14 protein-coding genes are annotated in these 21,674 nt (G+C 60.4%); 12 read left to right on the top strand and 2 right to left on the bottom strand.

Annotation, left to right across the window (positions count from 1 at the left end):
- Positions 1–46: 46 nt before the first annotated feature.
- The gene (locus tag AB4Z52_RS06760; RefSeq protein ID WP_442217139.1) at positions 47–1,084 is read right to left on the bottom strand and encodes a LacI family transcriptional regulator; all 1,038 of its coding nucleotides are present in this window, start codon (positions 1,082–1,084) and stop codon (positions 47–49) included.
- Positions 1,085–1,531: 447 nt separating this feature from the next.
- Between AB4Z52_RS06760 and AB4Z52_RS06755 the strand changes: the two genes are divergently transcribed.
- The 10 genes from AB4Z52_RS06755 (at position 1,532) to AB4Z52_RS06710 (ending at position 13,740) form a co-directional block, all read left to right on the top strand.
- Entirely contained in the window at positions 1,532–2,770 is a 1,239-nt protein-coding gene (locus tag AB4Z52_RS06755) for an ABC transporter substrate-binding protein (protein WP_442217138.1), read from the top strand.
- A gap of 88 nt (positions 2,771–2,858) precedes the next feature.
- Positions 2,859–3,749 (top strand): carbohydrate ABC transporter permease, encoded by an 891-nt coding sequence (locus tag AB4Z52_RS06750; RefSeq protein ID WP_442217137.1) that lies wholly within the window; start codon positions 2,859–2,861, stop codon positions 3,747–3,749.
- Between the two features lie 11 nt (positions 3,750–3,760).
- Positions 3,761–4,651, top strand: a complete 891-nt coding sequence (locus tag AB4Z52_RS06745; RefSeq protein WP_442217136.1) for a carbohydrate ABC transporter permease — start codon at positions 3,761–3,763, stop codon at positions 4,649–4,651.
- A 2-nt stretch (positions 4,652–4,653) separates the two neighbouring features.
- Entirely contained in the window at positions 4,654–5,745 is a 1,092-nt protein-coding gene (locus AB4Z52_RS06740; RefSeq protein ID WP_442217135.1) for an ABC transporter ATP-binding protein, read from the top strand.
- Positions 5,746–5,869: 124 nt separating this feature from the next.
- Complete coding sequence (locus AB4Z52_RS06735) at positions 5,870–8,332, top strand: beta-mannosidase (protein WP_442217134.1); 2,463 nt, start codon at positions 5,870–5,872, stop codon at positions 8,330–8,332.
- A 93-nt stretch (positions 8,333–8,425) separates the two neighbouring features.
- Positions 8,426–9,187: a sugar phosphate isomerase/epimerase family protein gene (locus AB4Z52_RS06730; RefSeq protein WP_442217133.1), complete on the top strand. Its 762-nt coding sequence runs from the start codon at positions 8,426–8,428 to the stop codon at positions 9,185–9,187.
- A 13-nt stretch (positions 9,188–9,200) separates the two neighbouring features.
- Positions 9,201–10,334, top strand: a complete 1,134-nt coding sequence (locus AB4Z52_RS06725) for a Gfo/Idh/MocA family protein (protein WP_442217132.1) — start codon at positions 9,201–9,203, stop codon at positions 10,332–10,334.
- 165 nt (positions 10,335–10,499) lie between these two features.
- Complete coding sequence (gene mgrA, locus AB4Z52_RS06720; protein WP_442217131.1) at positions 10,500–11,531, top strand: L-glyceraldehyde 3-phosphate reductase; 1,032 nt, start codon at positions 10,500–10,502, stop codon at positions 11,529–11,531.
- A gap of 103 nt (positions 11,532–11,634) precedes the next feature.
- Positions 11,635–13,245, top strand: coding sequence for a glycoside hydrolase family 43 protein (locus AB4Z52_RS06715; RefSeq protein ID WP_442217130.1), 1,611 nt, complete (start codon positions 11,635–11,637; stop codon positions 13,243–13,245).
- A gap of 198 nt (positions 13,246–13,443) precedes the next feature.
- Positions 13,444–13,740 (top strand): RcnB family protein, encoded by a 297-nt coding sequence (locus tag AB4Z52_RS06710; protein ID WP_442217129.1) that lies wholly within the window; start codon positions 13,444–13,446, stop codon positions 13,738–13,740.
- A gap of 81 nt (positions 13,741–13,821) precedes the next feature.
- On the opposite strand, the gene AB4Z52_RS06705 is transcribed toward AB4Z52_RS06710, so the two are convergent.
- Positions 13,822–20,337, bottom strand: a complete 6,516-nt coding sequence (locus AB4Z52_RS06705; RefSeq protein ID WP_442217128.1) for a hypothetical protein — start codon at positions 20,335–20,337, stop codon at positions 13,822–13,824.
- Between the two features lie 473 nt (positions 20,338–20,810).
- On the opposite strand from AB4Z52_RS06705, the gene AB4Z52_RS06700 reads away from it, so the two are divergent.
- Positions 20,811–21,179, top strand: a complete 369-nt coding sequence (locus tag AB4Z52_RS06700; protein WP_442217127.1) for an Hpt domain-containing protein — start codon at positions 20,811–20,813, stop codon at positions 21,177–21,179.
- Between the two features lie 113 nt (positions 21,180–21,292).
- Entirely contained in the window at positions 21,293–21,613 is a 321-nt protein-coding gene (locus tag AB4Z52_RS06695) for a 2Fe-2S iron-sulfur cluster-binding protein (protein ID WP_442217126.1), read from the top strand.
- Positions 21,614–21,674: the final 61 nt, after the last annotated feature.

Below are 21,674 nucleotides of genomic sequence, written 5' to 3'. Positions count from 1 at the left end.
GCCGGGAATTTTCCGGCGGGCCTTTTTGTTGGAAAAGAGGTCTTGGCTAAAGATCTTTCGGCCACTCCGGCCGGCTGATGCTCTGGAGATCTTCAGGGTCTGCGCCGTCGATGCGGGCAATCACTGCTCTGGCGAGTTCCCTGCCGGCGTGGCGAACGTCCTCATAGATCGCGATGATCTCAGGCCGGATCCAATTCAGGATCTCGGCGGATTGCTTGGTGACCATGTCCAGGTCCTTGCCAAGGCGCCGCCCGGCTGCCTCGATACCTGCATTGATGGCGATCGCGCCGCTGCCGGCCGAGGAAATGATGCCATCGGGTGCGTTGGGGGACAGCATCAGCGCTTCGATCGCGTCGCGAATATCGCTGAGCGGCGTGTCGATGGTAATCCGCAGGGGGACTTCTTCCGCGCCGAAGTCGTGCAGCCCGGTCTGGAAGCCGATGCGGGTATGGGAATAGAAGGAGAGCTTGCTCGGCGGCTGCAGGAGCGCGATACGCCGTCGCCCCTTGGCGACCAACGCACGAACCGCCTCATAGGCAAACGCCTCGTTGTCGAAGTCATGAAAGGGATGGACGATCTCCATGTCGGTTCTGCCATGGGTCGCGAAGGGCATGTTGCGCTCGGACATCAGGCGAACGCGCGGGTCGTCCGGCTCAATGCGCGTGATGATCACACCATCGGCCGAGCCGGTGTCGAGGATGTAGCGCACCGGAACCATCGTGTCCTTGCTGTGCGAATGCGGCACGACGACGAGGTGATACTGGGTCGTTGAAAGAACCTCGGAGATGCCGAACACCATCTGACTGGTAAATCCCATGATCTCTTCGTCGACGCTGAGCACCAGGGCGATGACGTTGGTCTTGCCGGTCCTGAGGCGGACGCCGGCGCGGTTGGGCTGGTAGCCGAGCTGGCTTGCCACCATCCGCACACGTTCCTTGGTCTCCGCGCCGATATCTGGCGCGTCCTTCAGGGCGCGGGATACGGTTGTCACGCCGAGCCCGGTCATGAAGGCGATCGTCTTGAGCGTCGGTCGCTCCGGCACTGTGGCCGGCGCTTTTCCGCCTGGTTTCTGCTTGTTTTCCATTGTGCCCAACGCCGACTGCAAGACCATCGCATTATAACGCCTGCCGCAAAGCCGCAAGCTTAGAGGAGACGTCGATGCTGCCTCTCTTTCGAGAAACCTGTAACGATACAGTGAAAATGTCCAGCCCGTATTGCTGCGCGTTCGGCATTTGCTGACCCGGAGTTGAAAGAGACGTTCGGCCGGTAAATTCTCGATGCAGCACCGGCGGCGCCAGAGCTTCTAATATGGATGTCTAGAAATATATGCGATAAAACAAATAGATATATATGCGTGTGATATGTTTTTCGTTGATTTTTTGTATTCAAATCGTCGACCTCCCTGAGAAGTTTGCCTGCAATTCAGGATTGAATATCCAATCTCTACACAAAAATGTCGGTTGGGCGGTTGCGCGGCCTAACCGATTGAACTACGTTTTTACGGCAACGTTTCAGTGAGGGAGGAGAGCTCATGAATATTCGTTTGATGGCAGCCGCAATGCTGGCTTCCGTCGCGATTTCGGCCGTTTCGGCCAATGCGACAGATCTTGAGGTTACACATTGGTGGACGTCCGGCGGCGAAGCTGCTGCCGTGAAGGTGCTGGCCGACCAATATAACGCGCTCGGTAACAACAAGTGGGTGGACGGCGCAATCGCCGGAGCCGGCTCGACCGCAACGCCGTTGATCGTCACCCGGATCCTCGGCGGCAACCCGATGGGCGCCACGCAGCTCAACACGGGCCGCGATGCCGAAGAGCTGGTCAAGGCCGGCTTGATGACCGACCTCACCGAACTTGCCGAGAAGGAACACTGGAAGGACATCATCCGTCCGGCCAAGCTTCTCGACGCCTGCACCTATCAAGGTCACATCTATTGCATCCCAGTCAATATCCACTCCTGGCAGTGGATGTGGGTCAACCGTCACGTCTTCGAAGACAACGGCATGAAGGTTCCGGCCAACTGGGACGAGTTTGCAGCCGAAGCGCCGAAGCTGAAGGACAAGGGCATCGTCCCGCTTGCAACGGGCGCTCCCTGGCAGGTCGATGGCATTCGCAGCGTCATGCAGGTCGGTATCGGCGGCAAGGACCTCTACCTCGCCATAAATCAGAAGAAGAGCGACGAAGCGGTGCGCAGCGCCGACAACCGCAAGGTCTGGACGGCATTCGGGCAGGCGCGCGAAATGGTAGACGACAGCTACTCCGGCCGCGACTGGAACATGGCGACGAACATGGTGATCGAAGGCAAGGCTGCCGGGCAGATTATGGGTGATTGGGCGCAGGGCGAATTCGGCGTTGCGAAGAAAGTCGCCGGCAAGGACTACGACTGCCTGCCGGGCCTCGGTTTCCACGCGTTGCTCGATACGGGCGGCGACAGCTTCTACTTCCCGAAGAACAGCAACCCTGACATCAGTAAGGCACAGCTTGAACTGGCCAGCATGCTTCTAAGCAAGGAGACTCAGGTCAAGTTTAACCTTGCCAAGGGCTCGCTGCCGGTGCGTGGCGACGTCGATCTGACGGCTGCCAATGCTTGCATGAAGAAGGGTCTTGAAATCCTGGCGACGCCTGAAAACGTGTTGCCCGGTGCAACGCAGTTGTTGACGCCGGACACCATCGGCCAGCTGCAAGACCTGTCGCTGCAGTTCTTCAGCTCGAAGATGTCGGTAGACGACGCGATCGACAAGCAGGCCGCCATCATCAAGCAGGCGCAGTAAGCCAGAAACCATCTCGCTATTCGAGACGGCTTGGCGAGGTCGGCGGATTTCCCGTCGACCTCGGTAACGCCGAGGAGGTAGATATCCGATGGCTCGCGCGCATCGCCCATTCCGTCTGTTCCGCAATCTCAACGCCAAGATCGCAGCCGTTCCCATGGTGCTGACCGTGATCGTGGTTTTCGTCGGTTGCACGCTCTGGACGGTGCTCTATTCGTTCACCGACTCGAAGCTTCTTCCGAGCCAGAATTTCATTGGGCTTGCGCAATATCAGCGCCTGTTTTCGACCGACCGCTGGGATGCGTCGATCTTCAATCTCGCCATCTACGGCGTGCTTAGCCTGATCTTTTCCTTTGTCGTCGGTTTCACGCTCGCCGTGCTGCTGGACCAGAAGATCCGCTTTGAAAACACGTTTCGCACCATTTTCCTCTACCCCTTTGCACTGTCCTTCATCGTTACTGGCATCATCTGGCAGTGGATCCTCGACCCGGCACTCGGCATACCGAAGGTGCTGCAGGACTGGGGCCTTCCAGGCGGCGGCGTTTCGCTGCTCGGCAATCAGCAGACCGTGTTGATCGCGCTCGTTGTCGCCGGGCTATGGCAGGGAACGGGGCTGGTCATGGTGCTGATGCTGGCGGGGCTTCGCGGCATCGATGGCGAGATCTGGAAGGCGGCCCGGATCGACGGCATACCGGCCTGGCGCACCTATATCTTCATCGTCATTCCGATGATGCGCGGCGTCTTCGTCACGACACTCGTCATCGTCGCCTCCGGCATCGTGCGCGTCTACGACCTCGTCGTTGCAATGACCAAGGGCGGCCCGGGCTTTGCCTCGGAGATGCCGGCCAAATACGTCTTCGACTTCATGTTCCAGCGCTCCAACCTCGGCCAGGCGCTTGCCGCGTCGACCGTCATGCTGGTCACCGTGTTCATCTTCCTGGTGCCGTGGGCTCTGATCGAGTTCCGCCAGAAGCGCAGCTGAGGGAGGTTGCCATGACCATCGCCACCGGACCATACGGCGCAAAGCCCGGCAATCGCTTCGCTCCTCGCACGATCATGCTCTACGGAATTCTCGGCCTTGCCGCGATCTACTACCTCATCCCGCTCTATGTGATGGTCGTTACATCGTTGAAGGGAATGCCGGAAATCCGCATGGGCAACATTTTCGCCCCACCGATGGAGATCACCTTCGAGCCCTGGGTGAAGGCCTGGAGCGAGGCCTGCACCGGCCTTTATTGCCATGGTATCCAGGTCGGCTTCTGGAATTCGGTTAAGATCCTGGTGCCGAGCGTCATCATCTCGATCGGCATAGCCTCTGTGAATGGCTATGCGCTCGCCAACTGGCGCTTCAAGGGATCGGAGATCTTCTTCACCATCCTGCTTTTCGGAGCGTTCATCCCCTATCAGGTCATGCTTTACCCGTTGGTGATGCTGCTGAGGTCCCTCGGTCTGTTTTCGACACTTGGCGGCGTCGTGCTTGTCCACACCATCTTCGGCATGCCGATCAACACGCTACTGTTTCGAAACTACTTCGCAGCGCTGCCGCCCGAACTCTTCAAGGCCGCAAGGGTCGACGGGGCGGGCTTCTGGCAGATCTTCCTCCGGATCATGGTGCCGATGTCGCTGCCGATTTTCTGCGTCGGCATGATTTTACAGATCACTGGTATCTGGAATGATTTCCTGTTCGGTGTCATCTTCGCCGGCACGCAGAACTACCCGATGACTGTGCAGCTGAACAATATCGTGAACGCTGTGCAGGGAGTGAAGGAATACAACGTCAATATGGCCGCCACGCTCTTGACCGGTGCGGTTCCGCTTATTGTCTATTTCGTGTCCGGGCGGCTTTTCGTCCGAGGCATCGCCGCCGGCGCAGTGAAGGGTTGAACATGAACAGCAGTGTTTCCATCAGGGATTTGTCGCTCAATTTCGGCGCGGTGAACGTGCTCGAAAATCTCAATCTCGAAATCAATGACGGTGAGTTTCTTGTGCTGCTGGGTTCTTCCGGCTGCGGCAAGTCAACGCTTTTGAACTGCATCGCTGGCCTGCTCGACATTTCCGAGGGGCAGATCTTCATCAAGGGCAAGAATGTCACCTGGGAAGAGCCGAAGGATCGCGGCATCGGCATGGTGTTCCAGTCCTATGCGCTCTATCCGCAGATGTCCGTGGAGAAGAACCTTGCCTTCGGTCTCAAGGTCGCCAAGATGCCGCAGGTCGAGATCGACAAGCGTATCGCCCGTGCTGCCGATATCCTGCAAATCCAACCCTTGTTGAAGCGCAAGCCTGCCGAGCTTTCGGGCGGCCAGCGTCAGCGTGTGGCGATCGGCCGTGCGCTGGTGCGTGACGTCGACGTCTTCCTGTTCGACGAGCCGCTGTCGAACCTCGACGCCAAGCTTCGCTCGGAACTGCGCGTCGAGATCAAGCGGCTGCATGCCTCGCTGAAGAACACCATGATCTACGTGACGCACGACCAGATCGAGGCGCTGACGCTGGCCGACCGCATCGCCATCATGAAGAGCGGCGTCATCCAGCAACTCGATGAACCGACCACAATCTACAACGCGCCGCGCAACCTGTTCGTTGCCGGCTTCATCGGGTCGCCCTCGATGAACTTCCTGCATGGCGAGCTGGTCGACAAGGGCGGCAAGACCGTCTTTTCGACCAATGGCGTAACATTTTCGCTCGATGCCTATGGCGCCGCGGAGCCGCTCCGGGCTGGGCGCAAGGTGGTCCTCGGCGTTCGTCCGGAACATGTCAAGGTCAACGAGGATCTCGGTCCAGGTGCTGAAATTCATGATGCCGTGGTCGATATCGAGGAGCCCATGGGTGCGGACAATCTTCTATGGATCAAGCATGCCGGCCACACCATGTCGGTTAGGGTCAACGGCGCGCGCCGCTTCGCCGCAGGCGCACCGGTGAAGCTCGTCTTTGATATGTCGGTGGCATCGCTCTTCGACGCCGAAACCGAGGATAGAATCTAAAGCCGGCAGCGCAGCCGCTGACCGCACGGCCGCCTCACGCGGCGAATTCGGAATTCTGGCCGCTCGGAATAGTGCCGCGAAAGCGGCGGGCGCAGTGACGAATTAAATATGAGAGACTGTTAATATGGCGCTCGTTTCAGAAACACCAGTCATCGACCTTGCCGGCGCTTGGCGGCTTTCATCACCTGGCAGCAATCACGATGCTTCCATGGCCGTGCCGGGCGACGTGCATTCGGCGCTCTTTGTCGCGGAATTGATCCCAGACCCCTATTTCGGGCGCAACGAAGAGCTCGTGCAGTGGGTGGCGCAGCGGGACTGGGTGCTCGAGCGCAGCTTCTCCCTCGATGACCCAGACGGCGACTGGTACCTCGACATCGATTATCTCGACACGGTCGCGACGGTTTTCGTCAACGACAGATCAGTGCTTGAGGCTGACAATTGCTTCCGTCGCTATCGGCCCGATGTCTCGAAAGCACTGAGGAAGGGCGAGAACACCATCCGCATCGTCCTGCATTCCAGCATCGCTGCCGGGGCCGCTCGGCAGGAAAGGCAACCTTTCTACATCCCGTATAGCACCGCCAACTCGCCCATCCCGAACGGCAATATGCTGCGCAAGCCGCAGAGCCATTTTGGTTGGGACTGGAATATCGCGCTTGCGCCTCTCGGCCTCTACGGCACGATCGCCTTGAAGAGGATCGATGCCGCCCGCATCGAGGCCGTCACGACGCGGCAGATACACAATAGCGATGGCTCGGTGGACCTTCATGTCTCGGCTACCTTCTTTGCCAAAGTGCACGGGGTCGTTCAGGTCTATTTTTCGCTCGATGAGGAGAGCGTTCGTCTCGATTGCGGCGTGGCATCGGGCGACACGACAGTCACGCATGTCTTTCACTTGGAGACGCCGCGGCTCTGGTGGCCGGCTGGCAGCGGCGAGCAGGCGCTCTATGAGCTCTCGGTCGAGATACCGTCGGAAATCGTTACGCGCCAAGTCGGGCTCAGAACCGTCGAGCTGATCACCGACAAGGACGAGGCCGGCAGCCGGTTTGCATTGAAGGTCAACGGACGCGAGATATTCTGCCGCGGGGCCAACTGGATCCCGGCGGATGCGTTGTTTTCGCGCTCGAGCCTGGCCAAGACCGAAGACCTGCTGCAATCGGCAGCGGACGCGAACATGAACATGATCCGTATCTGGGGCGGCGGGTTCTATGAGCACGACTGGTTCTACGATATCTGCGACCGGATCGGGCTAATGGTCTGGCAGGACTTCATGTTCGCCTGCAATCTCTATCCCTCGACCGACGACTTCCTCGAAAACGTCGCGGTCGAGGTCGGCTACCAGGTCAAGCGGTTGGCATCGCATCCGTCGATCGCGCTCTGGTGCGGCGACAACGAGCTTGTCGGGGCGCTGACCTGGTTCGAGGAATCGCGGAGGGATCGCGATCGCTATCTTGTCTCCTACGACCGCCTGAACCGGACGATCGAGCAGGCGATGAAGAAGGCGGCTCCGGATGCGATCTGGTGGCCTTCGAGCCCGGCGTCCGGCTATCTCGATTTCGCAGACGCCTGGCACGCCGACGGCTCCGGTGACATGCACTACTGGTCGGTCTGGCATGAGAACAAGTCGTTCGACAATTACCGCACCGTCCGGCCGCGCTTTTGCTCCGAGTTCGGCTTTCAGTCCTATACGTCGCTGCCGGTCATCGAGACCTATGCCGAGCGCAAAGACATGAACGTGGCCTCGCCGGTGATGGAGCTTCATCAGAAAAATGCAGGGGGCAACGAGCGCATTGCCGGGACGATGTTCCGGTATTTTCGTTTCCCCAAGGATTTTCCGAATTTCGTCTATCTCAGCCAGATCCAGCAGGGCCTCGCCATCAAGGCGGCCGTGGAATATTGGCGATCGCTGAAGCCACATTGCATGGGCACGATCTATTGGCAGCTCAACGACACATGGCCCGTGGCCTCCTGGTCCAGCCTCGATTACGGCGGCCGCTGGAAGGCGATGCATTATCTCGTCCGCCGGTTCTTCCAGCCGGTCGCGGTGGCGGCGATCCCGTCTGAGGATAACTCGTTGATCCGCTTCTCGCTGGTCAACGACACGACAGCCGAAGTCAGCGTCGATCTCAGCATCTCGCTTGTGACGATGGGTGGCGAGACCAGGCATTTGACGTCGGTGCAGGCAATGTGTTCGCCGGTTGCTGCCGTCACAGCGACGACGGTCGACGCGTCATCCGTTCCGCATGACTGCCTGCTCGCGTGGCACTTTACCGCATCGAACGGAATGGGCGGGCAGGGCAATTATGTTCATGGCACCTACAAGGCGCTGGAGCTTCAACCGGCTGGCCTGACAGTGCTGAGAGAAGAGATCGAGCAAGACGGGACGATCGAACTAACTGTCACCGCCAAGGGACTTGCGCTGTTCGTGATGATCGAGAGCGAGACCGAGGGGCGTTATTCCGACAACGCATTCGACCTGACGGCGGGAGAGAGCCGGCGGATCGTGTTCACCGCAAGCAAGCCCCTCGGGCGCGGCAGCCTACCGGAATTCCGTTTTTACGACCTGCAGTCCTGCCAGTCGGTGGACTGAATGAGCAGCACCGCCGCCATCTAGCGGCATTCGGCGCCGGCGTCCCAAAGCCGGCCAAGAGGAGAGGCCCCAGGGCCAGTGGAGGAAATATCGATGACGAAACTTGGCTTTCAGCTTTATAGCGCTCGCAGCTACCCACCCTTTTCCGAAGTCTTCGCCAAGGTGGCCAAGGCCGGTTACAAGGAAGTGGAAGGCTATGGCGCGATGTATGCCGAGCTCGACGATGCCGGGCTTTCGGCCATGCGCGCCGACCTCGACAGACACGGTTTGACCATGCCGACCGGCCATTTCAGCATCGACATGCTGGAAGGCGATCCTGAACGCGCGTTGAAGATTGCAAAGGCGCTTGGCGTGGAATCGATCTATGCGCCCCATCTCATGCCAGACCAGCGTCCGAAGGATGCAAAGGGCTGGCATGATTTCGGTGTTCGCCTCGAAAAGATCAGCAAGCCGTTCAAGGATGCGGGGCTCGACTTCGGCTGGCACAATCACGATTTCGAATTTGTCACGCTTTCGGACGGTTCCGTGCCGATCGATCAGATATTTGCCGGCGGTCCGGGCCTCTCGTGGGAAGCCGATATCGCCTGGGTGGTTCGCGGCGGCGGCGATCCCTACAAATACATCGAGAAATACGGTCCCCGCATCACGTCGGTTCACGTCAAGGACATAGCACCGGCCGGCCAGAACGAGGATGAAGGCGGTTGGGCCGATGTCGGTCACGGCACGCTCAACTGGGGCAAGCTGATAGAGGTGCTGAAGAAGACCGGCGCGCGGCATTATGTCGTCGAACATGACAATCCGAATGATCTCGACCGCGTGGTGACGCGCTCGATCGCATCCTTTAAAACCTATTGATCGGGAAGATATCATGGCCAAGGAACTCGGCGTCGGCATCATCGGATGCGGCAATATTTCCACCACTTATTTTACCCTTTCGCCTCTTTTCAAGGGGCTGAAGGTTCTGGCATGTGCCGATATCAACATGAATGCCGCGGAACTGCGGGCTGAGGAATACAATGTCAAGGCACAGACGATCGACGAGCTTCTCGCCAATGACGAGATCGACGTCGTCGTCAACTTGACCATCCCCGACGCACATTTCCCGGTCTCCAAGCGCATCCTCGAGGCTGGCAAGCATGTCTATTCAGAGAAGCCGCTGGTACTGTCGCTCGAGCAGGGCGAGGAACTGCGCCGCATCGCCAAGGCCAAGGGGCTGGCGGTCGGCTGCGCGCCGGATACGTTCCTTGGCGGCGCCCATCAGCTTGCGCGCAAATTCGTCGATGACGGCGGCATCGGACGGATCACCTCGGGCGCTTGCTATGTCATGAGCCCTGGTATGGAGATGTGGCATCCTAACCCGGATTTCTTCTTCCTGCCGGGCGCGGGACCGATCCTCGATCTTGGTCCCTACTATATCGCCAACCTGATCAACCTCATCGGCCCGGTAAAGCGTGTGGGCGCGCTGACCTCGATGGCGCAGACGACACGCACTATCACCAGCCAGCCGCGAGCCGGCGAGACTATCCCCGTCAAGACGCCGACGACGATTCAGGCTCTGCTCGAATTCGTCAGCGGCGCAACGGTCACCTTGACCGCCAGCTGGGATGTCTGGTCGCATCGCCACGCCAATATGGAACTCTATGGCACGGACGGCTCGCTTTACGTTCCAGACCCGAACTTCTTTGGCGGAACGGTCGAGGCGAGCGGCCGCGACAAGGACATCAAGGCACTCGACAGCTGGGATCATCCCTTTGGCATCGCCAATCAGGAGAGCCCCCAAGGTCCGCGGGCGAACTACCGCACGGCCGGGCTTGCCGACATGGCGGCAAGCCTGATCGACGGGCGCGATGCCCGCTGCTCACTCGACAGAACCCTTCACGGCGTCGATGTCATGACCTCGATCCTGAAGTCGGGCGAAGAGGGTCGGTTTGTCGACCTGATGACAACGTGTACCCAACCCGCCGCATTGGGCATCGAAGAGGCGCTGGCGCTCTTGAAGTAAGTTGACGAAGGGCTAATGTCCGCGCGGGCTGAAATGCCCGCGCTTTCGTTTGCGGTGCTGTCATGGATTCTCACTATCAAGGCACTGCAAATTGTCGCTTTACGCGTCGCTTCCCTTGAAATCGGAACCGGTTTTGAGAACGTCGCCTTCGGAGGATTTACAATAATGGCTTGGCAACCGTCGGAAGACCGTTATGCGAAGATGAAATACAACAGGACCGGACGCTCCGGTCTGAAACTGCCGGCAATCTCGCTTGGCCTGTGGCACAATTTCGGTGGCGATACCCCGCATGACCGCAAGGTCGACATGTGCCGGACAGCCTTCGATCTCGGCATCACCCACTTCGATCTCGCCAACAATTACGGGCCGCCCCCAGGCTCGGCGGAGACTGCCTTCGGAGAAATCCTGCGGACCGAATTTGTCGGTCTGCGCGACGAGCTCATCATCTCGTCCAAGGCCGGTTACGATATGTGGCCGGGTCCTTACGGCGAATGGGGCAGCCGCAAATATCTGATCGCATCCTGCGACCAGAGCCTGAAGCGCATGGGCCTCGACTATGTCGACATCTTCTATTCGCATCGTTTCGACCCCGACACACCGCTTGAGGAAACCTGCAGCGCGCTCGATCACATCGTTCGCTCGGGCCGGGCCCAATATGTCGGTATCTCTTCTTATAATTCGCAGCGGACCCGTGAAGCCGCCGCGATCCTGAAGAGCTTCGGGACGCCTTGCTTGATCCATCAGCCAAGCTATTCGATGCTCAATCGCTGGGTCGAGGATGACGGCCTGGTCGATACGCTTGAAGAGCTCGGCATCGGCTCGATCGTCTTTTCGCCGCTGGCACAGGGTATGCTGACGACGAAATATCTGAGCGGCATTCCGCAAGACAGCCGTGCGGCGCAGAACCACTTCCTCAAGAAGGAGTTCATCCGTCCGTCGATCATCGACAATATCCGCAAGCTGAACGGCATCGCTGAAAAGCGCGGCCAGACGCTGGCGCAGATGGCGATCGCCTGGGTCCTGCGCGGCGGCCGCGTCACGTCTGCCCTGATCGGCGCCAGCCGCTCGTCGCAGATCGTCGATTGTGTTAACGCCCTCGATAACGCCGAATTCACCGCCGAAGAGCTGAAGCAGATCGACGTCTATGCCCGCGAGGCCGACATCAATCTCTGGGCAAAATCGGCCGAGCGCGACTGAGCGAGGGATTGTCGCGACGACTATCGTTGCGGCCTCGATTTAAGACTTGCGCGTCGCTCTTGGGCGGCGCGTACTGCATTTCGCCTTTGGAGGAGGTGGCCGCATGATCCGCAATCCTATTTTGCCGGGTTTTAACCCCGATCCGTCGATCTGCCGTGTCGGCAGCGACTACTATATCGCCACCTCGACCTTCGAGTGGTATCCGGGCGTGCAGATCCATCATTCCAGGGATCTGGCGAACTGGACGCTGGTGCGTCGCCCGCTGGAGCGCAAGGCGCAGCTCGATATGCGTGGCGAGCCCGACAGTTGCGGCATCTGGGCACCCTGTCTTTCCTATGCCGACGGACAGTTCTGGCTCGTCTATACCGATGTCAAGCGCTACGACGGCAACTTCAAAGATGCGCATAACTACATCACGACGTCGCCGACGATCGAGGGCGATTGGTCGGACCGCATCTACGTCAATTCATCCGGTTTCGACCCCTCGCTGTTTCACGACGATGACGGCCGCAAGTGGTTCGTCAACATGCTGTGGAACCACCGCTCCGAAGGCTATGGCGGCGCGCCGAAAACGCCTTCCTTCGATGGCATCCTGCTGCAAGAGTGGGATGCGCAGAGCAGGTCGCTGATCGGGCCGGTCAAGAACATATTCGCCGGCAGTCCGCTCGGCCTGGTCGAAGGGCCGCATCTCTTCAAGCGCAACGGCTGGTACTATCTGACGACTGCCGAGGGCGGCACTGGCTACGACCACGCGGTGACCATGGCGCGCTCGCGCAGCATCGATGGCCCCTACGAGATGCACCCGAACCTCTATCTGATCACATCTAAGGATCATCCGAAGGCGGCATTGCAGCGTTCAGGGCACGGGCAATATGTCGAGACGCCGGACGGGCAGTTCTATCATACCCATCTTTGCGGCCGGCCGCTTGAGCCGCATCGACGCTGCACGCTCGGGCGCGAGACGAGCTTGCAGAAATGCGTCTGGAAAGACGATGATTGGCTTTATCTCGAAAACGGCACCGTCGTGCCGGATGTCGAGGTGTCAGCGTTGAATGGCGCCGTGCCGATCGAGAAGCCGCGTCGGACGGACTATAATTTTGACGGCGGCAAGCTGCCGATGGATTTCCAATGGCTGCGCACGCCGCAGCCGGAACGGCTATTCAGCCTCAGCCAGCGACCGGGTCACCTGAGGCTCTTTGCGCGCGAAAGCATCGGCTCGTGGTTCGAGCAATCTCTTGTCGCCCGGCGGCAGGAGCATCATCGCTTTCGTGCCGAGACGGTGATCGAATTTCTGCCTGATACCTACCAGCAGGTGGCGGGCCTGACGCATTACTACAACAGGTACAAGTTTCACGCGCTCGCCGTTACGCTACACGAAAAGCTCGGGCGTTGCCTGACGATCCTCTCCTGCGCGGGCAACTATCCGGATGGTCGCCTTGTCTTCCCGATCGATGGCGGGGTCGCGATACCGGACGGGCGCATCCAGCTTTCCATGGAGGTGACGAACAACGACCTGCAATTCTTCTGGCAGGCCGAAGGCATGGGCGCATGGCACGCAATCGGCCCGGTACTCGATGCCGGCGTGATTTCCGATGAGGGCGGCCGCGGAGAGCATGGTTCCTTCACCGGCGCTTTCGTCGGTATGTTCGCATTCGACACATCCGGGCGGGCGCAGATCGCCGATTTCGACTGGTTCAATTACGACGAACTCTAAGCGCTTCCATACGAATTCCGGTGTGAGATAGGATCATCACGCCGGGCATTTCCAAATGCTGCATTTGTGACCAGACAGATTATAATCTGTCCCATAAGCATCAGATTCATCTTACGAAAGTGTAATTTTTCCTTCAGCTTCCCGTCATGACTGCCACCTTAGGGTCGCTCGTATATAAACCGAGGAAACACCACAAAAATGAACAGACTTTTTTCCATTCTGCTTGCCGCCGCCATTGTCGCAGCGCCAATGGCTCTCGCGACCGGCGCGGACGCTGCAGCACCTCAGCGCGATAGTCACAGCCCCAGACACCACAGCTGGATCCGCGGTCACCGCATCTCCGAAACGGATCGTCGTCGAGCCGCTTCTGTCGATTATCGCCGCTACCGCTTGCAGCCACCGCCGCACGGTCGTCGCTGGGTTCGCATCGATAATAGTTTCCTGCTGATCGGCATCAATAGCGGCCTCATTTCCAAGGTCGTGACTGCGCGCTGATCTTGCGGTCAAGTGTGCAGGACTGACAAAAAATCCCCGTTTCATCGGGGACTTTTTCGTTTCGGCGCTCCTATGCGTCTATCAGCTGAACCGTCCGGCGGCGTGCGCGAGCATGGTGTAGACCTTGCCGGTGTCTGATGTCAGATAGGCCTGGGTTACGGTCTTATCACGATCGGTGCGGGCGACGTCTGCGAGCAGCTTTTCGAAATCGGCGATGTAACGGTCGACCGCGGTGCGAAACTCCGGCTCGCGTTCGCACTTGCGCTTGATCTCATCGAAGGTCTGCTGGCCCTTCAGCGTATAGAGCCTGCGGGTGAAGACATCCTGTTCGCCGCGCTGATAACGGCGCCAGAGATCGACCGAGGCGTCGTGATCGATCGCCCGGGCGATATCCACCGACAGCGAATTCAATGATTCCACGACGTGGCGTGGGTTACGACTGTCGTTGCTGCGTTGCGCAGGAGCCGCAGTTGGCTCCGATGCCGGCGCGCGTGGCGTTGCGGGGCGCGCGGGCGCCGCTTCGGCTGCGTCGTCGCGGGATGCGCCGCGCAGGAGATCGCTGATCCAGCCACCGCCTGGCGAGAAGCCGGCGGTCGGCTCCTGGCGCGCTGGTGCCTGCGGCGGTGCGGCGCGTTGCGGCAGCACTGCGGACGGAGCCGGCTGGATGGAGCCACGAAGGGCCGCAGATTCGATCGGCGGCTGGAATGGCTGCTGAGGCGCAAGCGGTGGCTGCGGTGCGACTGCCTGCGGTTCGGGCTGTGGCGTTGCCACGGGCTGTGGTGCCGGGCGCGGACGAGGCGCGGGCTGGACGTCGGCGATGGCACGGGCGACCGGCTCGGAAATCTCCAGCTGCTGGGCCGACTTGCCGACGAGCTGCGAGATATCCTGCAGGGCCTTGATCTGCTCGGCAACAGCGCGGCGCATGGCGGCCGCACTTTCCTTGGCTTCCTCTGGAAGATCGAAGGCGCCGCGCTTCAGTTCGCTGCGCGTCGTGTCCAGTTCGCGGCGGATCTCGGCGGCAGAGCGGCGGATTTCGTCGGTTGCGCCGGCGAAGCGGCCGATTGCCTCGTCCACGGAAACGCGCATTGTTTCACGCAGCTGCTGGGCTGCCGTGTCGGAGGTTTTGCCGGCGTCGGCGAGCATGCGCTCCACGTCCGAAAGCGAGGCCGTCAATCCGCCACGGAGGCGGTTCGTCAGCTCGGTGGACCGGCGTTCGGCATTGGCAAAGGTATTGTCAATCGTCTGGTTGGCGTCTTCGCCTGCCTTGTTCAGCGCATTGCGCATCGCGTCGGCCGTCTGCTGCGTGCGTGCCTCGGTCTCGGAGAGCACGCGGCCGATATCGGCAAAGGACGACTGCACACCTTCACGCAGATTGCCCGAGACCTGGTTGGACCGCTGCTCGGCACGATCAAAGGCGCTGTCGACCATGTTGCCGACGGCGCGCATGGTGTTTTCGATCTCCTCGGACCGCTGCACGAGGCCGACGGCGAGGCCCTGAAGTGCGCTTTCGCGTTCTTCGAGCGTGGTCACCAGGTTGGATTGAGCAGCACCCAGTAGCTGGGACGCCTGCGTCAGCACCTTGGAGTGCTCGTCGAAGCGGCCGATGATGCCGCCGACCTGCGCCAGCGTATGGCCCGAGACGTCGGAGAGCTTGTCGACCTTGCCTTCCAGAAGCCGCGTCGAAGCGGAGACCATTTCGGCCGCCTTGCTTGCCGAGTCGGCAAAGCGTGAGGTTGTCGAACCCAGGCGATTGTCGACGGCGGAAAGCTGCTCGGATGCCTGGTTTAGCATGCCGACGATCGTCGTGTTGTTGTCCGCCAGGCGTTCTATAAGGCTATTGACGTTGGCCAGTAGGCTGTTTTCGAGCGCGTTGACGGTGCTTGCTGCATTCTCGGTGCGAGCCGAGATTGCTGCTAGCGTGTCGTTGGTGCGGGATGCGATCGCTGAGATAAGCGCCGCATTTTCTGCCTGCAGACGTTCCGAAGCCTCCTGGGCCGCCGCCGTGATCCTGCCTGCAGCCTCGGTGCCGGTTTCGGCGTAGCGATCGATGATCGGCCGGGCCTGTTCCTCGATGAGGCGGGTGAGCTCGCTGGAGCGACCGGCCAGCATGGAATTCAATTCGCGGGTCCGCTCGTCAAGACCCGAACGGATCGAATTGCCGCGTGCCTCCAGTGCCTTGTCGACATCCGCAAGCGTCGCGTCGATATCGCGGACACGCTCGTCGAGGCCGAGGCGGATGGCATTGGCGCGTTCTTCCAGCGCCCGCTCCACGGCGGCCATGGTCGAGGCGATTTCTTCGCTGCCGCCGGAAAGGGTGGTGCGGATGGACGCGCTGTGCGCCTCCAGCGAGTTTTCTGCGTCGGAGAGGGCGCGCGATATGGCGTTGACCTGCCTGCCGACCAGTCCTTCGGCCTCGGCCACCTTATTGACGATAGCGTTGCCTGCCTCGGAGAAGGTCTGGGCAACGGCTGCGGCCTGGCTTGCAAGCCGGCTCTGGGTCTCGGAGACGCGGTTGACGATCGCTTCCGACCGCTCGTCCATGATGCGGGTAAAGCTGTCGCTGCGGCTGCCGAGGTCGTCGGCGAACTGCTGGCCGGTGCGGGCAAGCTGCTCGGCGGTGCGGGTCGCTTCGTCGTCCATTCCCTGGGCGGCATCGGCAACGGCGGTGCGCAGCGTGGTGGCAAGGTTGGTTGCCTTGCCTTCGATGGTGCGGTTGACGGCGTCAAGGCCGACGTTGAGCGCGCGGTCCATCGTCGACAGGCGTTCGTCGATGCGGGCGGCGCCGCTGTCGAGAGCCTGGCTCAGATTGGTGGTGCGACCGTCGATGGTTTCGGCAAGCGTCGCGGCTTTTGCACTGATGGTGTCGGTCATGCGGGCGGCGGCTGCGTCGCCGGCGCGGTCGATCTGCGAAACACCTTCGCTAAGGCTTGCCGAAAGCCGGTTACCGGCGGCATCGACCTGGCCTGCGATGTTGTCGACGCCGTCGCGGATGCGCGTTTCGAGCACCGAAAGGCCGGCTTCGACGCGGGAGCCCGTTTCGGCAAAGCGATTTGTCATGCCGTCGAGCGTCTGGTTGATGTTGCCTGAGAAGGCTTCGGCGGAGCGCGAGATTTCTGCCGCCGTGTCGTGGAACCGGCCGGCAATATCGCCGGTGCTGTCGCGCAGGCGCTCTTCGAGCGAGCGGGCGGTGCTGTCGATGGTGTTGCGGATCGAGGCCTCGCGGTCCTCCAGCGACATTTCCAACATGCTGACGCTGGTCGCGATCGAAGCGCCAATGGTCGTTGCCTGATCAGAGAGCGTTCCGTCGAGCTGGGAGTGGGCTTCGCGAAGCGTCAGGTCGATCGCATTGCTGCGGTCTTCCAGCGTGGCGCGCATGCGGTCATGGGCCGACAAAAGGCTTTGATCCATCTGTGTAAGACCGCTGCCGATCGTCTCTTCAAGCCGGCGTGTCGTATCTGAAAGGGCATTTTCGACGCGGGCCGTGGAGCTGCCGACGACGGTCTCGATGCGCTCGCCACCGCTGTTGAGCACACCGGCCAGTGCGTCCGTGTGAGCGCTCAAGGCCCGGTCGAGGCGGTCGTGGTTGTCGACATAGGCGGAGCGGATGGTCTCTGCCTTGTCGCCAAAGGTACCGGCGATGCGGGCTTCCGCACCGGCGACGCTATCAAGAATGGCGTTGGTGCGTGCTTCCAGAGCGCTGTCGAAGCGGTTCTGCGTTTCGTCGAGCGAAATCGCCAGTGCCATGGTCTTTTCGTCGAGCACGTCGCCAAGCCGGACGTGGCTGCCGCTAACGGCCTGCGTAATGGCATCGGCGCGCGTTGCAAGCGTCTCGTCGAGGCGCGCGTGATTTTCAGCCAGGGCGGCGGTCAGGGCCTTGGTCTTTTCATCAAGGGCGTCCGTCAGGCGGCTATGGCTTTCGGAGACCGTGCCGCTGATAGCGTCGACCTGGTTGCTAAGCGTGCTTTCCAGGCGTTGTTGGCTGTCGGACAGCGAAATCGCGAGCCCCATCGTCCGCTCATCGAGCGCGTCGACCAGGCGCTCGTGGCTGCCGGAAACGGCGTTGATGATTGTTTCGGAGCGATTGGCCAGCGTCTGCTCGAAGCGCGTCTGGCTGTCGGACAAGGCGCCAAAGAGGGCGCCGCTGCGCTCGGCCATGACGGCGTCCATCCGCTCATGGGCCGCGCCTAGCGTCCGGGTGATTTCGCCTGTACGCAAAGACAATGTCTCGTTGAGTGCGCCGGTACGGCCGACGAATGCAGCGGTGAGGCCTTCGGTGCCTGAGGTGAGGGCAGAGGCGATATCGGAGGTCGCCGTCTGCAGGGCGGCGGTGAATTCGCCGGAGCGGGCGGCAAGCGTATTGGCAAGCTCGCTCGAGCGTCCGGTAAAGGCGGCGTTCAGTTCGTCGGTACCGCCTGACAGCGCCGTCGAAACGTCGCTCGTCGCGGACTTCAGCGCGGAGACGAATTCGCCGGAGCGGGCGGCAAGCGTATTGGCAAGCTCGCTCGAGCGTCCGGTAAAGGCGGCGTTCAGTTCGTCGGTACCGCCTGACAGCGCCGTCGAAACGTCGCTTGTCGCGGACTTCAGCGCGGAGACGAATTCGCCTGAGCGCGCCGCAAGCGCTTCCTTGAGGTCGCTGGTGCCGCCTGTCAACGCGGCGTTGAGGCCGCTTGTGCCGCTCGTTAGCGCCGAGGAGATTTCGCGGGTAGCACCTTCCAGCGCTGCGGTGAACTCGCCTGAGTGCGACGCAAGCGCTTCCTTGAGGTCGCTGGTACCGCCTGTCAACGCGGCGTTGAGGCCGCTTGTGCCGCTCGTTAGCGCCGAGGAGATTTCGCGGGTAGCACCTTCCAGGGCCGCGGTGAACTCGCCGGTCCGACCATGGAGAGCCGCGGTGATTTCTTCAGCTTTAGAGCCGATGGCGCTTTCAAGCACCTCATGGCCGGTCGACAGCGTCGTGGCAAGCGCGAAGGACTGGTCGGTAAGGGTCGATCCGATGCGTTCGATGCTGGAGTTGAGGATACCGTCGATGGCATCCGATCCGCCGGCAAGCGTCTCGTTGATGCGTGCAAGGCTTTCCATGAGCTTGCTGTCGAGTGAGCCGGCGCGCTTGTCGAAGGCGTTGGCAAACTCGGATACGCGCTCGTCGAAGCTCGTCGAAAGATGTGCGACAGTCGTCTGAAGACGTTCCTCGAAAAAGCCGGAACGCAGATCGAGATCCATGATCGTCTCGTCAGCCGTCGACTGCAGGCTCTGGCGGAAGCTTGCGCCCTTTTCGTCAAGCGCGCTGTTGAGCTTGGACAGGACGCTGTCGAGCGAACCGGTGATGGTGCGCTCGCCACCTGTCAGGCTTTCGCTGATCTCGCGGGTGCGGGCAATCAGGGTCTCGTTGAGCTGGCGCGCCCGATCGTTGAGGGCCGCGTTCAGCTTTTCTGTGTTGCTGTCAAGCGTCGAGGCGCGTGTCTCAAATTGGCTCAGCAAGACGTTGCCGCGCTCCGACAGCGTGGCGGAAAGGCCTTCGAGCCGTGAATCGAACTCCTTGTTGAGAGCGTAGCCGGAGGCATTGAGGTTCTGAAGCAGGCTGTCGGTCTTGGCGGCCAGAAGCGATCCAAGCGCCTGGATGGCGCTATCGGAGCGCTCGGTCAGCGATGCGGCGCGGGTATCGATCATCGATGCGAAGGCTTCACCCGAGGTTGCCAGGCGTACCGAGATTTCCTCGGTGGCCAGCGACAGATCTTCCTTGATCTGGTCATGGACGCCAACGATCGAGGAGCGGATGCGCTCGGCATGGCTGATGATGGCGTCCCGCTCCGAGCCGAGCTCGTGGACAAGGCCGCGGACACGCAATTCATTGTCGGCGTAGCTGCGCTCGAGCGCGTTCACTTCGGAATGGACGAGTGTCTCCAGTTCCGTGGCGCGGGCGATTGTGCGTTCGATGCCTTCATTCATCGCCGAGACTTCGCGGCGCACGGCCTGACCGACAGTCATGACGCGCTCGGAGGCGATTGTTTCCGGCTCCGACAGGCGAAGTGCGACTTCCGCCATAGAGCGGGCAGCATTGCGCATGTCCTGGGCGCGAGAAATCATGATTGCGAAAGCGTAGAACAGAAGAACCGGAAGGGCGATGCCGACAATACAGGCAATCACGCCGGGTAGGGCAAGCAGGTCGGCGACCGAGCGGATTTGCCAGATCTGTGGCGAATAGAGCAGAGACGTGAGGCCGGCGCCTCCAACGATCCACAGAAGAGAGAATAGGGTCGCATTGCGAATGGCGGCACCCGTGGAGCCGCCGTCGATCGACTTCAGGATGGATGCAGAGCTCGCGCGGCTGCCATCATTGGCGGGGGCGAAGGTCGGCGTCTTTGCCGGCTCGGGAGCCCGTCCAGCGTTCGTGGGCCTTGCCGAGGCGGCCTTGCGGGCCATCTCTTCGGGGGTCTGTTTGGCACGCCGATTGGATGTCTCGGACAATTTTGCCTCCGTGGCGTCCGGGGTCTGACCGGTGCGAGGTGGTATGCCTTCGTCGCTGAAGTCAATCTGCAGCGCTTCGTCCAAGGCCTTGAAAGCCTTGTCCTCGATCGACTCGCTGTACTTGTTGTTCGCCATACGCTTACGCCTCGTTACTACTCACTCAGGCTTACGTGCTCTCCCGGATATTCACCGGGTCGGAAACGCAATAACCCGTCTCCCAAAGTCCTTGCGGATTTCCCATTCACGCGCCCGAATTCCCATTACATTTCAGAGTGGAACCGGATTTACAAACGGAGGTATCAAAACATTACCACTATCCACCGCTTGGGCAAAGACGGGTGCGGGAAACCCAACGTACTAGTATCGTAGTGGCACATTCCCAAAACTGTTACAATTAATTCGGTGGCATCCGCAGGGTCAGCTTAAGCAGTTGTTAACACCTTTTAAATCAATGCATTGCCGAAAAGCTAATAATTCCGTGATGTTTAACGGGCGTTAACCATAACGGTAGATTTCCGCCTTCAATGTGCCGAAATTTAACTCGATGGCCATGCCGACGCCGCAACGATGCGGCAACTCCAAAAAACAGAAAACGGGAGAATTGCCACATGGCAGCACTCAACATCGCATTTGAAGCCCCTGACAATGCACGCGGCACCGGCCCGTCTAAAGAGCGTCCCATCGACCTCGTTCATCTGGCAAGACAGACAATGGGCGACAAGGTGCTGGAAGTCGAGGTTCTCCAGATGTTTGCCCGCCAGGCTCGCGCCTGTCTCCAGGATATCGGCAGCGGCAATACGGAGAAGGCGACGGCCGGCGCGCATCTGCTCAAGGGTGCCGCGAGTGCCGTCGGCGCTTTCAAAGTCGCGGAGGCCGCTGATGCCTTCGAACATCGGATCAATGATGCGTCCAGCATGGCCGCCGTCGGCGCCGCTGTGGTCGATGCGGAGAACTTCATTTTGAAGCTCTGCCGCTGAAGGCGTGTCGGGCGCAAAAACGCTTTCGGGACGTCCGATGTTGACTGCCCTTTAGAATTGTTGGAAGAAAAATTCCGGAGCTGTCCTCGCACTCGATACCGGAATTCATTCACATGACAAAACTCACCATCGTCGCTTTCGACGGCAATCACTTCGACCTGGATGTTGCCGAGGGGTCGACCGTGATGGAAAATGCCGTGCGCAATTCCGTTCCCGGAATTGAGGCCGAGTGCGGCGGCGCCTGTGCCTGCGCCACATGTCATGTCTATGTTGACGACGCCTGGGCTGAAAGGGTCGGTCCGCCGGCACCGATGGAGGAGGACATGCTCGACTTTGCCTATGATGTCCGTCCGAGCTCTAGGCTTTCCTGTCAGATCAAGTTGACGGCGGCTCTTGACGGGCTGGTGGTCCACGTTCCCGAACGCCAGGCCTGAACATCGAGGCGGCCAAGCCAAAAAAAACCTCGCTCTGCTCAGAGCGAGGCTAGTCGGGCGC

The sequence above is a fragment of the Rhizobium sp. 2YAF20 genome (genome assembly GCF_052114685.1).
Classification (GTDB): domain Bacteria; phylum Pseudomonadota; class Alphaproteobacteria; order Rhizobiales; family Rhizobiaceae; genus Rhizobium.
Note: the sequence above shows the minus strand (reverse complement) of the source record. Positions and strands in the feature narration are given on the sequence as shown.

What these genes read in the sequence shown, in the direction of transcription:
- AB4Z52_RS06730 (WP_442217133.1), top strand. Translation starts at nt 8,426, where the DNA reads ATGACGAAACTTGGCTTTCAGCTTTATAGCGCTCGCAGCTACCCACCC.
- AB4Z52_RS06750 (WP_442217137.1), top strand. Translation starts at nt 2,859, where the DNA reads ATGGCTCGCGCGCATCGCCCATTCCGTCTGTTCCGCAATCTCAACGCC.
- AB4Z52_RS06760 (WP_442217139.1), bottom strand. Translation starts at nt 1,084, where the DNA reads ATGGAAAACAAGCAGAAACCAGGCGGAAAAGCGCCGGCCACAGTGCCG.
- AB4Z52_RS06745 (WP_442217136.1), top strand. Translation starts at nt 3,761, where the DNA reads ATGACCATCGCCACCGGACCATACGGCGCAAAGCCCGGCAATCGCTTC.
- AB4Z52_RS06695 (WP_442217126.1), top strand. Translation starts at nt 21,293, where the DNA reads ATGACAAAACTCACCATCGTCGCTTTCGACGGCAATCACTTCGACCTG.
- AB4Z52_RS06755 (WP_442217138.1), top strand. Translation starts at nt 1,532, where the DNA reads ATGAATATTCGTTTGATGGCAGCCGCAATGCTGGCTTCCGTCGCGATT.
- mgrA (WP_442217131.1), top strand. Translation starts at nt 10,500, where the DNA reads ATGGCTTGGCAACCGTCGGAAGACCGTTATGCGAAGATGAAATACAAC.
- AB4Z52_RS06710 (WP_442217129.1), top strand. Translation starts at nt 13,444, where the DNA reads ATGAACAGACTTTTTTCCATTCTGCTTGCCGCCGCCATTGTCGCAGCG.
- AB4Z52_RS06735 (WP_442217134.1), top strand. Translation starts at nt 5,870, where the DNA reads ATGGCGCTCGTTTCAGAAACACCAGTCATCGACCTTGCCGGCGCTTGG.
- AB4Z52_RS06700 (WP_442217127.1), top strand. Translation starts at nt 20,811, where the DNA reads ATGGCAGCACTCAACATCGCATTTGAAGCCCCTGACAATGCACGCGGC.
- AB4Z52_RS06705 (WP_442217128.1), bottom strand. Translation starts at nt 20,337, where the DNA reads ATGGCGAACAACAAGTACAGCGAGTCGATCGAGGACAAGGCTTTCAAG.
- AB4Z52_RS06725 (WP_442217132.1), top strand. Translation starts at nt 9,201, where the DNA reads ATGGCCAAGGAACTCGGCGTCGGCATCATCGGATGCGGCAATATTTCC.
- AB4Z52_RS06715 (WP_442217130.1), top strand. Translation starts at nt 11,635, where the DNA reads ATGATCCGCAATCCTATTTTGCCGGGTTTTAACCCCGATCCGTCGATC.
- AB4Z52_RS06740 (WP_442217135.1), top strand. Translation starts at nt 4,654, where the DNA reads ATGAACAGCAGTGTTTCCATCAGGGATTTGTCGCTCAATTTCGGCGCG.